Here is a 13,693-nt window from a genome sequence, read left to right as displayed (position 1 = left end):
TTGTGCCCTTTTAAAATACAGTTGCTTGTTGTTTATTAAAGGATGTTGGGCTTGCCCCAACATCCTTTTTTCTTATTTATGCCGGCTACGCAGGTTCTCTACCACCGCCGTCAAATCCAACCCCTGATCCTGCAGCAGCACCAGCAGGTGATACATCAGATCCGATGCCTCGTTTTTCAGCTCAAACTGGTCGTGCACCGTTGCCGCCAGCGCCGTTTCCACGCCTTCTTCCCCGACTTTTTGCGCAATACGCTTAGTGCCGCTGGCGTACAGCTTGGCGGTATAGGAACTTTCCGGGTCAGCATGTTTACGCTCGGCCAGCAGCTGCTCGAGCTGGTACAGGAACAGCCACTGGTGGCCAGCCTCGCCGAAGCAGCTGGACGTGCCTTTGTGGCAGGTTGGGCCGATTGGGTTTACCAGCACCAGTAGGGTATCGTTGTCGCAATCCGGCGTGATGCTCACCACGTTCAGAAAGTTGCCGGAAGTTTCCCCTTTGGTCCACAGACGCTGCTTAGTCCGCGACCAGAAGGTGACTTTCCCGCTCTCTTCGGTCTGCGCCAGCGCATCCTGATTCATGTAGCCCAGCATCAGCACTTCGCCGGAAATGGCGTGTTGCACGATGGCCGGCATCATACCGTCGGTTTTTTCCCAGTCCAGCTGTTCACTTAACATACCCTAATCTCCACGCCCTGTGCTGCCAGGTACGTTTTCAGTTCACCAATATTAATAATCTGTTTGTGGAACACCGAGGCCGCCAGCGCACCATCGACGTTGGCATCGCGGAACGCCTCGAAGAAGTGTTCCATGGTGCCCGCACCGCCAGAGGCGATCAGCGGCACACGGCAGACGGCGCGCACTTTCTTCAGTTGCTCAAGATCGTAACCGTTGCGCACGCCGTCCTGGTTCATCATGTTGAGGACGATCTCGCCGGCGCCGCGCTTCTGTACTTCCTGCACCCAGTCGAGGGTTTCCCACTGGGTGACCCGGGTACGGCTCTCATCGCCGGTATATTGATTGACGTGATACTTGCCGCTCTCGGCATCAAACCAGGTATCGATACCCACCACAATACACTGCACGCCAAAGCGGTCGGCGAGGCGGGTAATCAGCGTCGGATCCGCCAGCGCCGGGGAGTTAATCGAAATCTTATCCGCGCCGAAGGAGAGGATCTGCGCCGCATCTTCCAGCGACTTAATCCCGCCGGCAACGCAGAAAGGAATGTCGATCACTTCCGCGACCCGCGACACCCAGCTTTTATCGACCACCCGGCCATCGCTGGAGGCGGTGATATCGTAGAACACCAGTTCATCGGCGCCTTCGTCGGCATAGCGCTTTGCCAGAGGGACGATATCGCCAATGATTTCATGATTACGGAACTGCACGCCTTTCACTACCTGACCATCGCGAACGTCGAGGCAGGGGATTATCCGTTTTGCCAGCATTGAATGGCCTCCGTTACGTTGAATTTCTCTTCCAGCAGTGCACGACCGACGATCACGCCGCGCACGCCGGTTCCGCGCAGCGCGGCAATATCATTCAGATCGCCAATGCCGCCGGAGGACTGGAATGCCACCTGCGGGTAGCGGGCGCACACTTCTTCATACAGCGACACGTTCGACCCGGCGAGGGTCCCGTCGCGAGAAATATCTGTACACAGGACGTGCTGCAAACCGACCGGCAGATAGCTCTCAACCAGCTCTTCCAGGGTTACGCCGGAGTTTTCCTGCCAGCCGCTCACGGCCACCTGTTTATTGCCCTCGTCATCGATGCGTACGTCCAGCGCCAGCACCAGATGCTGCGGACCAAAACGTTTGAACCAGCCTTTGACGACGTCAGGGGACTTCACCGCGGTTGAACCGACCACCACGCGTGCGACGCCGGCATCCAGCAGCGCAGCGACGTCTTCTTCCGTGCGCACGCCGCCACCGACCTGCACCGGCACATCAACGCCGGCCACTAACGTTTTCAGCAGGGCGATCTGGCGCTTCTGCGGGTCTTTCGCGCCGGTTAAATCCACCAGATGCAGGACTTCTGCACCCTGCGCGGCGTAGGATTGCAGCCGCGGCAGCGGATTGTTGCCGTAGTCGCGTTGCTGGCCGTAATCGCCTTGATGGAGACGGACGACGGTGCCGTCAATTAAATCTAAAGCCGGGATTATCATCACATCTCCAGGAAGTTTTTCAGCAGCTGCGCACCGGCGCTGCCCGAGCGTTCCGGGTGGAACTGGACGCCAAAAAAGTTATCTTGCTGCACCGCGGCGGTGAACGGTTCGCCATAGTTGCATTGCGCGATGGTGTAAGGATTCACCGGCATCGCATAGCTGTGGACGAAGTAGAAATAGGCGCCGTCATCGATGCCGCGGAACAGACGATTTCCCGCCTTCGGATAGACACGGTTCCAGCCCATATGCGGCAGCGGCAGACCGTGGTCGGTCATTTTCGGCACATCTTCTTCGATGATGCCCAGCAGATCGACGCCATTGCTCTCTTCGCTGCGACGCCCCAGCAACTGCATGCCGAGGCAAATACCGAGCACCGGCTGGGTGCAGGCTTTCACCAGCTCAATCAGCTCGCGCTCGCGCAACTGGTCCATCGCCGCCTGCGCGGTACCAACGCCGGGTAAAAACAGCTTATCGGCACGCAGCACCACATCCGGGTCGCGGCTGACCGCTGGCTCATAGCCGTGGCGTCCGATCGCTGACTTAACCGAGTTGAGGTTGGCGCAGCCGGTATCGAGGATCACCACGTTCATCACAGCACTCCTTTCGAAGAGGGTAGCGTATCGCCCTGAACGCGAATCGCCTGACGCAGGGTACGACCAAAGGCCTTAAACAGGCTTTCGACGCGATGATGGTCGTTTTTGCCCTTGGTTTTCAGGTGCAGCGTCACCGCCATGGTGTAGGAGAGCGAGCGGAAGAAGTGTTCAACCATCTCGGTGCTCAGGTCACCCACGCGCTGATAGGCAAAGTCGGCTTTATATTCCAGGTGCGGGCGCCCGGAGATATCCAGCGCACAGCGGGCCAGACATTCGTCCATCGGCAGTACGAAACCAAAACGGTTAATCCCGCGCTTATCGCCCAGCGCCAGCTTCAACGCTTCGCCCAACGCCAGGCCGGTATCTTCCACGGTGTGGTGATCGTCAATGTAGAGATCGCCACCGACGTTAATCTCCAGGCGGAAACCGCCGTGGGTAGCGATTTGATCGAGCATATGATCGAAGAAACCGACGCCGGTATGGATTTTGCTGCCGCCTTCGCGATCCAGCCAGACTTTCACATCTACCTGAGTCTCTTTGGTGACGCGCTCGACGTGGGCGTAGCGATCGCGGCGGGTCAGTTGCTCGCAGATCGTCGGCCAGCTCAGGGTCTCGCGGTCATAGCGCAGGCCGGTAATGCCCATGTTGTCGGCCAGCGTAATGTCGGTGGCGCGGTCGCCGATGACAAAGCTGTGGCTTTTATCCATCACGCCTTCTTCCAACCACGGCAGAACCAACTGGGTTTTGGGCTTACGGCATTCGCAGTTGTCGGACGGCAGATGCGGACAAATCAGCACTTCATCAAATTCGACACCTTGGGAAGCAAAGATCTGCATCATCAGGTTGTGCGGGCCGTCAAACTCAGCCTGCGGCAGGCTGTCGGTTCCCAGACCATCCTGATTGGTGATCATCACCAGTTTGTAACCTTCCTGCTGGAGTTTCAGCAGCACAGGGATCACCTGCGGCTCAAAGGCCAGTTTTTCAAAGCGGTCTACCTGAAAATCAACCGGTGGCTCAGAAATCAGCGTACCGTCACGGTCAATAAAGAGAAACTTCTGGGTCATACATTCTCCGCAGTCAAAGCGTCAATCACGCGCTGGCTCTCAGCACGGGTACCGATAGTGATACGCAAGCAGCCGCTTAATGAAGGTTGTTTATTTTGGTCTCGTAAGATAATGCCCTGATCCCATAAAGATTTAAATACCGCGCTGGAGGCTTTAAAACGCACGAGAATATAGTTGGTCTCGGCGCCGAAGACCTGCTCTATGCAGGGAATGCCGCTCAGTTGGCTAATCAGGTACTCGCGTTCGGCAACAATCTGCGCCACCCGGGCGCGCATCGCGGCAATGCCCTGTTCGCTCAGTGCCTGGGCGGCAATGTCGGCCACCGGCGTTGAGAGCGGGTAGGGCGCGATGACTTTCATCAACAGCCCAATCACGTCGGTATTCGCCAGGGTAAAGCCGCAGCGCAGGCCGGCAAGGGCAAACGCCTTCGACAGCGTGCGCAGCACCACCAGGTGCGGATAGTCGCTCAGCCAGCCGGCCAGCGTCGCCTGCGGGCAAAACTCAATGTAGGCTTCATCGGCGACCACGATGGCTTTGCCGCGGGTCATCTCCAGCAGTTCCCGCATATCGTCAGGGTTGATAATCTGCCCGGTTGGGTTGTTGGGGCTGCAGACAAAGACCAGCTTCACGCCGTCGAGACTGGCGGCAATGCCCGGCAGATCGAGCTGCCAGTCGGCCAGAGTCGGGACCGTACGGCAGGTCACGCCGATGGTCTCGGCGCTGACGCTGTACATGCCGTAGGTCGGCGGGCAGTAGAGCACCGCATCTTGCCCTGGCTCGCAAAATGCGCGGATCAGTAGCTCGATGCTTTCATCGGCGCCGCGGCTCACCAGCACCTGCTCCGGCTTCAGCCCGGCATAGCGTGCATAATTCTCAATTACCGCCTTTGGCTGCGGTTCCGGATAGCGGTTCAGGGTCTGCTCGGTCAACTGGAATTCTACCGGCGTCGGGAATTCGTTGGCATTCAGCCAGACGTCGCCTTTACCGCCCAGGCGGCGAGCAGATTGATACGGCGTCAACGCACGGATATTGGCGCGGGCTAACTCTTCAATGCTCATGCTTGCTCCTTAAGGGCTGCGACGCGCAGCGTAACGGCGTTTTTGTGGGCGGTAAGGCGTTCGGCAGCGGCCAGAATCTCAATGGTCGAGGCGAGGGCGGCAAAGCCTTCGCGTGACAATTCCTGCACGGTCATGCGCTTTTGGAAATCGGCCAGTCCCAGGCTGGAACAGGTGGCGGTGTAGCCATAGGTCGGCAGCACGTGGTTGGTCCCGGAGGCGTAATCGCCAGCGGATTCCGGTGACCAGTCGCCGAGGAACACGGAACCGGCGCTGGTGATATCGTCAACCAGCTCACGGGCCTGGCGGGTTTGAATAATCAGGTGCTCCGGTCCGTACAGATTGGAGATCTCCACACATTGTGCCAGGTCGCGGGCAACGATAATCCGGCTGGCGGAGAGCGCTTCGCGAGCGGTGTCGGCGCGCGGCAGTTCAGCCAGCTGGCGCTCAACGGCGAGGGCGACGCGTTCACCCATCGTGGCGTCTGGCGTCAGCAGGATAACCTGCGAATCCGGGCCGTGCTCGGCCTGAGAAAGCAGGTCGGAGGCGACAAAATCCGGGGTCGCACCGCTGTCGGCAATCACCAGCACTTCAGAAGGACCGGCGGGCATATCGATGGCGGCACCGTCCAGACGCTGGCTGACCTGGCGCTTGGCTTCGGTGACGAAGGCGTTGCCTGGGCCAAAGATTTTATCGACTTTGGCGACTGACTCGGTGCCAAACGCCAGCGCGGCGATGGCCTGCGCGCCGCCGACGTTAAAGATATTGCGCACGCCGCAGAGCTGGGCAGCATACAGAATTTCATCGGCAATCGGCGGCGGCGAGCACAGCACTACCTGCTGACATCCGGCAATGCGTGCCGGAGTCGCCAGCATCAGCACCGTCGAAAACAGCGGTGCTGAGCCACCGGGAATATATAATCCCACGGATGCGATGGGGCGGGTCACTTGCTGGCAGCGCACACCCGGCAGGGTTTCCACATCGATGCCCGGCAACTGTTGCGCGTTGTGGAAGGTCTCGATATTGCGCACCGCAACCGCCATGGCCTGTTTAAGCTCATCGCTCAGGCGCGCGCCGGCGGCGGCAATCTCCTCTTCAGTGACTTTCAGTGCTTTGACATCGGTCTTATCAAACTTTGCGCTGTATTCGCGCAAGGCTGCATCGCCATTCTCTTTGACGTTAGCGAGGATCTCCGCCACCGTCTTGCTGATGCTGTCGGAAGCGGAAATGGCCGGGCGCATTAAGAGTTGTTGCTGTTGTGCTGCGCTACAGCTGTTCCAGTCGATAATTGTGTTGAAGCTCATGGTCGTTTCCCCTGTCTACTTTCTGAGACAGGCCCGCAGGCCTGTTCCGCCTGGATTACTCCATCATCTTCTCGATAGGCAGTACCAGAATGGAGCTGGCACCCAGCGCTTTCAGTTTTTCCATGGTTTCCCAGAACAGCGTTTCGCTGCTGACCATGTGCATCGCCACGCGCTGCTTATCACCCGCCAGCGGCAGAATGGTCGGACGTTCGGCGCCCGGCAGCAGAGCCACGACTTCTTCCAGACGCTCGGTTGGCGCGTGCATCATGATGTATTTTGATTCACGCGCCTGAATCACGCCCTGAATACGGGTCAGCAGACGGTCAATCAGTTGCTGTTTAGCCTCGGCCATTTCGCCATCGCGTTGAATCAGGCAGGCTTTGGAACGGAACATCACTTCCACTTCGCGCAGGCCGTTTGCTTCGAGGGTTGCGCCGGTGGAGACCAGGTCACAAATCGCGTCGGCCAGACCGGCACGCGGGGCCACTTCTACAGAGCCGTTCAGCAGGCAGGATTTAAAGGAGATGCCTTTTTGATCGAGGTAGCGCTTCAGCAGGTGCGGGTAAGAGGTGGCAATGCGTTTGCCGTCCAGCGCCGCCGGGCCGTTCCAGCTTTCATCTGCCGGGGTCGCCAGTGACAGGCGGCAGCCGCCAAAATCTAAACGACGCAGCGTGAAATAGCGCGGATCTTCACCCTGAGCGCGACGGCTCAGCAGCTCTTCTTCCAGCACGTTCTCGCCGATGATGCCCAGATCGACCACGCCATCCATAATCAGGCCCGGGATATCGTCATCACGCACACGCAGAATGTCGATTGGCATATTTTCCGCCAGCGCAATCAGGCGCTGGGTGTGCAAATTCACTTTAATGCCACAACGGCTCAGTAATTCGCGTGAATCTTCACTCAGGCGGCCTGATTTTTGAATAGCTATGCGTAAACGGCTGTTGTCTAACATTCTTGTTTCCTCTTAATTCCTGTCTGAATCTGTCCGAATTTGGTTCAAAAAAAAGCCCCCGGAAGTGAATCTTCCGGGGGCTCATTTCGCGCTCATGCACCGCTGGAAGATCTAAATGTCTTCCAGCACACATCGCCTGAAAGACTAGTCAGGATGATGGTGATGATGGTGGTGTTTAAATTGAACGCGGTTCATAAAATTCTCTTTGAATGACTATGCATTTGATGTCTTTTAACCTAAACCACTTCAAGCGCAGAAAGCAAGGGCTTTTTACTATCATTAATTCATTTCATATTCACTGAAGAAATTGTCAGTTACGGCTGGCTGGCGTAGCCTTATAGCAGCACAGCGAAAGAGTCAGGAGCCAGGTATGAAAAAGGTCGCAATTGTCGGTTTAGGATGGCTGGGCATGCCGCTTGCTTTGTCATTGAATGCACGCGGATGGCAGGTCACCGGCAGCAAAACCACCCGGGATGGCGTGGAGGCGGCGAGGATGTGCGGTATTGATAGCTATCCGCTACGCCTGGAGCCGCAGCTGGTCTGCGATGCTGACGATTTGGATGCATTGATGAAAGTGGATGCGCTGGTGATCACCTTACCGGCGCGGCGTAGCGGGCCGGGTGAAGAGTTTTATTTGCAGGCGGTACAGGAGATTGTCGATACGGCGCTGGCCTACCATATTCCGCGCATCGTATTTACCAGCTCCACCTCCGTTTATGGCAATGCCAGCGGGACGCTAAAAGAGAATTCACCGCGCGACCCGCAGACCGCCAGCGGCCGGGTGTTGAAAGAGCTGGAAGACTGGCTGCACAACCTGCCGGGAACGTCAGTGGATATATTGCGTCTGGCGGGGCTGGTGGGGCCATCCCGTCATCCCGGACGCTTCTTTGCCGGGAAATCGGCGCCGGACGGTCAACATGGCGTGAACCTCGTGCATTTGCAGGATGTGGTTTCGGCCATCGAACTGCTGTTGCAGGCCCCGAAGGGCGGACGCATCTATAATATATGTGCGCCCAAACATCCGGCGCGCGGCGTGTTCTACCCGCAAATGGCGCGCGAACTGGGGCTGCCGGCACCGGTATTTGCCGATAATCCGAATAGCGGGCCGGGTAAGATCATCGATGGCAACCGAATTTGCTACGAACTGGGGTTCGAGTATCAGTACCCCGACCCGCTGGTAATGCCGATGGAGTGATCCGCCAGCGGTAATCGCGTACCTGAGGGGGCGGCGATGAAACCACTGCTGGATGTCCTCGTTATTCTTGATGCTCTGGATAAAGAGGGGAGCTTTGCCGCGGCGTCGGCAAAGCTGTACAAAACCCCCTCTGCGCTGAGCTATACCATCCACAAGCTGGAAAGCGATCTGAATATTCAACTGCTTGACCGCAGCGGTCATCGGGCACGTTTTACGCCCACCGGGCAGATGCTGCTGGAGAAAGGCCGCGAGGTTTTGCATACCGCCCGCGAACTGGAAAAACAGGCAATTAAACTGCATCAGGGGTGGGAAAACACTCTGGTGCTGGCCGTGGATGCGGCGTTCCCTTTCTTTTTACTGGCGCCGCTGGTGAGTCAGTTCTATCAGCAACATACCCTCGCACAACTGCGATTCCTTCGCGAAGCGTCGTCCCATGGTTGGGATGCGCTGGTTCAGGGACGGGCGGATATGGTGCTGGGTGTGGTCAGCGATCCCCCAACGATGAGTGGCTACAGCTTCAGTCTGCTGGGCGAACTGCCGTATGGTCTTATGGTTGCGCCGCAGCATCCGCTTGCCGCCATCACCGCGCCGCTGAGCTGGCGGGTATTGAAGCGCCATCGGGCGATTGCGATTGACGGACAGTGGCCGCCGGTTGACGACCAGGACTGTCTGGTGGCGTATGACTATCCGGGGTTGCTGATGCTGATCGCTGCCGGGCTGGGATGGGGGTACGTGCCGCAGTATCTGGTTCGCCCCCAACTGGAGAGTGGCGAGCTGGTGGAGAAGGTCGTCGCCTCTCATTTTCCGTCGCATCGGGCATGGTTGGGCTGGAACGACCAGGCGAGCGGGCGTTCTTGCGACTGGTGGCGCAGCGAAATTTTAGCAAATAATGCTATCCATACAATCTATCATACTAAAAACGTATGAATATTAAGCTGTTAAATTATTGTAGTGACAATTTGGCTTTTCAACATCTTGTCATCCGACCAGAAAATGTTGCAAAATACGCGGCCTGAAAAATGGAATTTAGCCGACGCTTTTTGAAGTGTCGGTTATTTTTTTGCTTTCAAGGCACATCATTCAATACAAGAGGCCGGGCTTCGTACCGGATAGATATTTACTAAAAACCGACAGTCGTTGTCGCTGAGGAATACACTGAAATGGGGCAATTTTTTGCTTACGCGATGGCATTCGCCGTGAAAGGGGATAACCACCATGTCGCATAACGCTACTCCAAAAACCTCTCGCGTGGAATTACGTAAAACGCTTACGTTGATTCCGGTTGTAATGATGGGCCTGGCCTATATGCAGCCGATGACGCTGTTCGATACGTTTGGTATCGTCTCTGGATTGACCGACGGTCACGTCGCGACGGCCTACGCCTTCGCACTGATCGCGATTCTCTTTACGGCACTGAGCTACGGTAAACTGGTTCGTCGTTTCCCGTCGGCAGGTTCCGCTTATACCTACGCCCAGAAATCCATCAGCCCGACCGTAGGCTTTATGGTTGGCTGGTCATCGCTGCTGGACTACCTGTTCATGCCGATGATCAACATCCTGCTGGCGAAAATTTACTTTGAAGCGCTGATGCCTTCCGTGCCGTCATGGATCTTCGTGGTCGCGCTGGTCGGTTTCATGACCGTCTCTAACCTGCGCAGCATCAAGGCTGTGGCGAACTTCAACACCCTGATTGTGGTTCTGCAGATGGGTATTGTGGCGGTGATTGTCGGCCTGATCATCTACGGTGTGATGCACGGCGAAGGTGCCGGCACGCTGACCAGCACCCGTCCGTTCTGGTCCGAAGGGGCCCACGTGGTGCCGATGATTACCGGGGCGACTATTCTGTGCTTCTCGTTCCTCGGCTTTGACGGTATCTCTTCGCTGTCCGAAGAGACCAAAGATGCAGAGCGCGTGATCCCGAAGGCTATCTTCCTGACTGCGCTGATTGGCGGCATGATCTTTATCGGTGCCTCTTACTTCCTGCAGCTGTACTTCCCGGACATCTCGCGCTTTAAAGATCCGGATGCGTCACAGCCTGAAATCATGCTGTACGTAGCGGGCAAAACCTTCCAGTGGGGCGTGCTGATTTTCTCCAGCGTTACCGTTCTGGCTTCCGGTATGGCCGCACATGCGGGTGTTTCTCGCCTGATGTACGTAATGGGCCGCGACGGCGTGTTCCCGACCAGCTTCTTTGGCTATATTCACCCGAAATGGCGTACTCCGGCGTTTAACGTGCTGCTGGTTGGCGCGATTGCACTGCTGGCGATTAAATTCGACCTGGTGACCGCAACGGCGCTGATTAACTTTGGTGCGCTGGTGGCGTTTACCTTCGTTAACCTGTCGGTGATTTCGCAGTTCTGGATCCGTGAGAAGCGTAACAAGACGCTGAAAGACCACATCAACTACCTGGTGCTGCCGTCCTGTGGCGCACTGACCGTAGGCGCACTGTGGGTTAACCTGGAGCAGAGCTCTATGGTTCTGGGTCTGATCTGGGGCACCATTGGCCTGGTATACCTGGCCTGCGTGACCAAGCGTTTCCGCAACCCGGTTCCGCAGTACGAAGACGTGGCGTAAATACACGTTGTGATAAAAAAGCCGGGGGGAAACCTCCGGCTTTTTTGTTTTTGTCGCGCGGCGCAACCTGCGCCGTGAGCGAGTGGGAAATGACAGACCCGCGACCTGCCTGAATCACATTCCTCTTTCGGCTTAAGCCATCACTTTGAGCAGCGCATCCAGTAGCCCGGGAAAGCGGGCATCGAGATCGTCTTTGCGTAACGAAATCATGTTCTCGCGTCCCTGGGGGCGCTGCCAGATCACGCCGCTATCGCGCAGGACGCGCCAGTGGTGAGTCATCGTGGATTTAGCGATATCTTCAGGGCGCAGGGCGTTACAGCTCTGCTCATTGCCGTCAGCCAGGATGCGAATAATCTCCAGACGCATCGGATTTCCAAGGGCAAAAAGAACATTTTCCAGGCGGATTTGTTCACGTTCGGGATGATTGGCGATCATAATATTCCTGTGTCGGCGGTTGCTCTGCTCCCGGGAGCAGCAGCCCGTATCGGCGGCTGGCCGGTAATATACCCAAACTACATGGCTAACGCCACGTACGTCAGTTCAGCTTCACCAATAGAAACGATAGCAAAAATAGTTCGAATATACTCGTACAGTTGTACTATGATAGAGGCCGATAAACATATTGCGGCACAATTCAGCCGCTCACTGACAGTCAATACGACTAAGGACGCATCATGCCCCGACCCATCCCCCTCGAACGTTATCGCAACATCGGTATCTCCGCGCATATCGATGCCGGCAAAACCACCACTACCGAGCGCATTCTGTTTTACACCGGAATGAGCCACAAGCTGGGGGAAGTACACGATGGCGCGGCAACCACTGACTGGATGGCGCAGGAGCAAGAGCGCGGAATTACCATTACCTCCGCGGCGGTAAGCTGCTTCTGGCCCGGTATGGATCGGAGTTTCGAGCCGTATCGCATCAATATTATCGACACCCCGGGGCACGTGGATTTCACCATTGAGGTGGAACGCTCGATGCGCGTGCTGGACGGTGCGGTCATGGTGTATGACTCCGTCGGCGGCGTGCAGCCGCAATCGGAAACCGTCTGGCGACAGGCGAATAAATACCACGTACCACGGCTGGCGTTCGTTAACAAGATGGACCGCCCCGGCGCGGATTTCTTCCGTGTCGTGCAGATGATGATCGACCGTCTGAAAGCTAACCCGGTGCCGATCGTGATCCCCATCGGGGCCGAAGAGCATTTCACCGGGGTGGTGGATCTCATCAAAATGCGCGCTATTTTGTGGGACGACGCGACTCAGGGAATGACCTTCAGCTACGCGCCGGTGCCGGACGAGCTGCTGGCGACCGCCCGCGAGTGGCGTGAAAAAATGGTCTCGGCGGCAGCAGAAGCCAACGACGCGCTGATGGATAAATATCTGGAAACTGGCGAGCTAAGCGAGGCTGATATTATTGCCGGGTTGCGTCAACGCACCGTTGGCGGGGAAATCCAGGCGGTGCTGTGTGGCAGCGCGTTTAAGAACAAGGGCGTGCAGCGCATGCTCGATGCGGTAATCGAACTGATGCCGTCGCCGCTGGATGTTCCGGCGATTGAAGGCATTGATGAGAAGGGCCAGCCGGCAGAACGTCATCCTGGCGACGATGAACCGTTCTCGGCGCTGGCGTTTAAGCTGATGACCGACCCGTACGTCGGCCAGTTGACCTTTATTCGAGTTTATTCCGGCACCCTGAAAAAAGGTGATGCGGTGTACAACCCGGTGAAAGGCAAGAAGGAGCGTATCGGGCGTATTGTGCTGATGCATGCTAACGATCGCCATGAGGTGGATGAACTGCATGCCGGGGATATTGCTGCCTGCGTCGGGTTGAAGGATGTGACCACCGGCGACACGCTGTGCGATCCCGATGCGGTTATCACCCTGGAACGAATGGAGTTTCCGGAGCCGGTAATTTCGCTGGCGATTGAACCGAAAACCAAAGCCGACCAGGAGAAAATGGGCATCGCTCTGCAACGACTGGCGGCGGAAGACCCGTCATTTCGTCTGCACACTGACGAGGAGTCTGGCCAGACGATTATCTCCGGGATGGGGGAGCTGCATCTGGAAATTATCGTCGACCGCATGAAACGTGAGTTTGGCGTGGAGGCCAATATCGGCCGACCGCAGGTGACCTACCGCGAGACGATCCGTAAAACGGTCAAAGAGGTGGAAGGCAAATTTGTCCGCCAGTCCGGCGGTAAAGGGCAGTACGGTCATGTGGTGCTGACGCTGGAACCGCTGGCGCCGGGAGGTGGCTTTGTGTTTGAAGATGCCACCAAAGGCGGGGTGGTACCGCGCGAGTATATCCCGTCAGTGGAGAAAGGCTTGCGTGAAGCGATGGGCACCGGCGTACTGGCCGGTTATCCGGTGGTGGATGTCAAAGCGACCCTGACCTTTGGCTCGTACCATGATGTCGACTCATCGGAGATGGCCTTCCGCATGGCGGCGATTTTTGGCTTCAAGGAAGGGGCGCGCCGGGCCGATCCGGTGATCCTCGAACCGGTGATGCACGTGGAAGTGGAAACGCCGGAGGAGTATGCCGGGAACATTATGGGAGATCTCTCTTCCCGGCGCGGCATGGTGCAGGGGATGGAAGAGCGCTTCGGCAGCCAGATAATCCGTGCGGATGTGCCGCTGGCTGAGATGTTCGGCTATTCCACCACGCTGCGTTCGATGTCGCAGGGACGTGCCACCTATAGCATGGAGTTCCACCATTACGCGGAAGCTCCGCGCAATGTCGCGGAGACGATTATCGCCAGCCGCGCCAGAAGTTAACCAACCGTACCCGGG

The 13,693-nt window shown here is 57.1% G+C and carries 15 protein-coding genes and 1 other annotated feature; of the genes, 5 read left to right on the top strand and 10 right to left on the bottom strand.

The window, feature by feature from the left end:
- Positions 1-72 precede the first annotated feature (72 nt).
- From hisIE to hisL, 9 genes are all read right to left on the bottom strand, one after another.
- Entirely contained in the window at positions 73-672 is a 600-nt protein-coding gene (hisIE, locus tag ACMYSO_RS05745; protein WP_434669700.1) for a bifunctional phosphoribosyl-AMP cyclohydrolase/phosphoribosyl-ATP diphosphatase HisIE, read from the bottom strand.
- On the bottom strand, positions 666-1,442 hold the full coding sequence (hisF, locus tag ACMYSO_RS05740; protein ID WP_434584010.1) for an imidazole glycerol phosphate synthase subunit HisF: 777 nt from the start codon (positions 1,440-1,442) through the stop codon (positions 666-668). Before hisF ends, hisIE begins: the two co-directional genes overlap by 7 nt.
- The gene (gene hisA / locus ACMYSO_RS05735; protein ID WP_434669698.1) at positions 1,424-2,161 is read right to left on the bottom strand and encodes a 1-(5-phosphoribosyl)-5-[(5-phosphoribosylamino)methylideneamino]imidazole-4-carboxamide isomerase; all 738 of its coding nucleotides are present in this window, start codon (positions 2,159-2,161) and stop codon (positions 1,424-1,426) included. Before hisA ends, hisF begins: the two co-directional genes overlap by 19 nt.
- Entirely contained in the window at positions 2,161-2,751 is a 591-nt protein-coding gene (gene hisH / locus ACMYSO_RS05730; protein ID WP_434669697.1) for an imidazole glycerol phosphate synthase subunit HisH, read from the bottom strand. Before hisH ends, hisA begins: the two co-directional genes overlap by 1 nt.
- Positions 2,751-3,818 carry a bifunctional histidinol-phosphatase/imidazoleglycerol-phosphate dehydratase HisB gene (gene hisB, locus ACMYSO_RS05725; RefSeq protein WP_434669696.1) on the bottom strand — a complete coding sequence of 356 codons (1,068 nt, stop codon included), beginning with the start codon at positions 3,816-3,818 and terminating at the stop codon, positions 2,751-2,753. The genes hisH and hisB overlap by 1 nt, the downstream gene beginning before the upstream one ends.
- Entirely contained in the window at positions 3,815-4,876 is a 1,062-nt protein-coding gene (gene hisC / locus ACMYSO_RS05720) for a histidinol-phosphate transaminase (protein WP_434669695.1), read from the bottom strand. The genes hisB and hisC overlap by 4 nt, the downstream gene beginning before the upstream one ends.
- Positions 4,873-6,177 carry a histidinol dehydrogenase gene (gene hisD, locus ACMYSO_RS05715; protein ID WP_434669693.1) on the bottom strand — a complete coding sequence of 435 codons (1,305 nt, stop codon included), beginning with the start codon at positions 6,175-6,177 and terminating at the stop codon, positions 4,873-4,875. The genes hisC and hisD overlap by 4 nt, the downstream gene beginning before the upstream one ends.
- Positions 6,178-6,232: 55 nt before the next feature.
- Positions 6,233-7,132, bottom strand: a complete 900-nt coding sequence (gene hisG, locus ACMYSO_RS05710) for an ATP phosphoribosyltransferase (RefSeq protein ID WP_123755023.1) — start codon at positions 7,130-7,132, stop codon at positions 6,233-6,235.
- 46 nt (positions 7,133-7,178) lie between these two features.
- Positions 7,179-7,301, bottom strand: a sequence feature (His leader region).
- On the bottom strand, positions 7,277-7,327 hold the full coding sequence (hisL, locus tag ACMYSO_RS05705) for a his operon leader peptide (protein WP_004899375.1): 51 nt from the start codon (positions 7,325-7,327) through the stop codon (positions 7,277-7,279). It overlaps the preceding feature by 25 nt.
- Before the next feature lie 175 nt (positions 7,328-7,502).
- Between hisL and ACMYSO_RS05700 the strand changes: the two genes are divergently transcribed.
- From ACMYSO_RS05700 to ACMYSO_RS05685, 4 genes are all read left to right on the top strand, one after another.
- Positions 7,503-8,327 carry an SDR family oxidoreductase gene (locus ACMYSO_RS05700; protein WP_434669691.1) on the top strand — a complete coding sequence of 275 codons (825 nt, stop codon included), beginning with the start codon at positions 7,503-7,505 and terminating at the stop codon, positions 8,325-8,327.
- Positions 8,328-8,363: 36 nt separating this feature from the next.
- Positions 8,364-9,254: a LysR family transcriptional regulator gene (locus ACMYSO_RS05695; protein ID WP_434669690.1), complete on the top strand. Its 891-nt coding sequence runs from the start codon at positions 8,364-8,366 to the stop codon at positions 9,252-9,254.
- Between the two features lie 233 nt (positions 9,255-9,487).
- Positions 9,488-9,553, top strand: coding sequence for a membrane protein YoeI (gene yoeI, locus ACMYSO_RS05690; RefSeq protein WP_123755514.1), 66 nt, complete (start codon positions 9,488-9,490; stop codon positions 9,551-9,553).
- Complete coding sequence (locus ACMYSO_RS05685) at positions 9,543-10,901, top strand: APC family permease (protein WP_123755020.1); 1,359 nt, start codon at positions 9,543-9,545, stop codon at positions 10,899-10,901. The genes yoeI and ACMYSO_RS05685 overlap by 11 nt, the downstream gene beginning before the upstream one ends.
- 132 nt (positions 10,902-11,033) lie before the next feature.
- Here ACMYSO_RS05685 and ACMYSO_RS05680 read toward each other — a convergent pair whose 3' ends face one another.
- Positions 11,034-11,336: an ArsR/SmtB family transcription factor gene (locus ACMYSO_RS05680; protein WP_434669688.1), complete on the bottom strand. Its 303-nt coding sequence runs from the start codon at positions 11,334-11,336 to the stop codon at positions 11,034-11,036.
- 239 nt (positions 11,337-11,575) lie between these two features.
- Here ACMYSO_RS05680 and fusA point away from each other — a divergent pair, with 239 nt between their 5' ends.
- Entirely contained in the window at positions 11,576-13,678 is a 2,103-nt protein-coding gene (fusA, locus tag ACMYSO_RS05675) for an elongation factor G (protein WP_434669686.1), read from the top strand.
- The last annotated feature ends 15 nt before the right edge of the window (positions 13,679-13,693 follow it).

It is taken from the genome of Klebsiella sp. B345 (assembly GCF_051131735.1).
In the GTDB taxonomy this organism is placed as follows: domain Bacteria; phylum Pseudomonadota; class Gammaproteobacteria; order Enterobacterales; family Enterobacteriaceae; genus Klebsiella.
This window is presented reverse-complemented; position numbering and strand designations above follow the sequence as displayed.

What these genes read in the sequence shown, in the direction of transcription:
- hisIE (WP_434669700.1), bottom strand. Translation starts at nt 672, where the DNA reads ATGTTAAGTGAACAGCTGGACTGGGAAAAAACCGACGGTATGATGCCG.
- hisF (WP_434584010.1), bottom strand. Translation starts at nt 1,442, where the DNA reads ATGCTGGCAAAACGGATAATCCCCTGCCTCGACGTTCGCGATGGTCAG.
- hisA (WP_434669698.1), bottom strand. Translation starts at nt 2,161, where the DNA reads ATGATAATCCCGGCTTTAGATTTAATTGACGGCACCGTCGTCCGTCTC.
- hisH (WP_434669697.1), bottom strand. Translation starts at nt 2,751, where the DNA reads ATGAACGTGGTGATCCTCGATACCGGCTGCGCCAACCTCAACTCGGTT.
- hisB (WP_434669696.1), bottom strand. Translation starts at nt 3,818, where the DNA reads ATGACCCAGAAGTTTCTCTTTATTGACCGTGACGGTACGCTGATTTCT.
- hisC (WP_434669695.1), bottom strand. Translation starts at nt 4,876, where the DNA reads ATGAGCATTGAAGAGTTAGCCCGCGCCAATATCCGTGCGTTGACGCCG.
- hisD (WP_434669693.1), bottom strand. Translation starts at nt 6,177, where the DNA reads ATGAGCTTCAACACAATTATCGACTGGAACAGCTGTAGCGCAGCACAA.
- hisG (WP_123755023.1), bottom strand. Translation starts at nt 7,132, where the DNA reads ATGTTAGACAACAGCCGTTTACGCATAGCTATTCAAAAATCAGGCCGC.
- ACMYSO_RS05700 (WP_434669691.1), top strand. Translation starts at nt 7,503, where the DNA reads ATGAAAAAGGTCGCAATTGTCGGTTTAGGATGGCTGGGCATGCCGCTT.
- ACMYSO_RS05695 (WP_434669690.1), top strand. Translation starts at nt 8,364, where the DNA reads ATGAAACCACTGCTGGATGTCCTCGTTATTCTTGATGCTCTGGATAAA.
- ACMYSO_RS05685 (WP_123755020.1), top strand. Translation starts at nt 9,543, where the DNA reads ATGTCGCATAACGCTACTCCAAAAACCTCTCGCGTGGAATTACGTAAA.
- ACMYSO_RS05680 (WP_434669688.1), bottom strand. Translation starts at nt 11,336, where the DNA reads ATGATCGCCAATCATCCCGAACGTGAACAAATCCGCCTGGAAAATGTT.
- fusA (WP_434669686.1), top strand. Translation starts at nt 11,576, where the DNA reads ATGCCCCGACCCATCCCCCTCGAACGTTATCGCAACATCGGTATCTCC.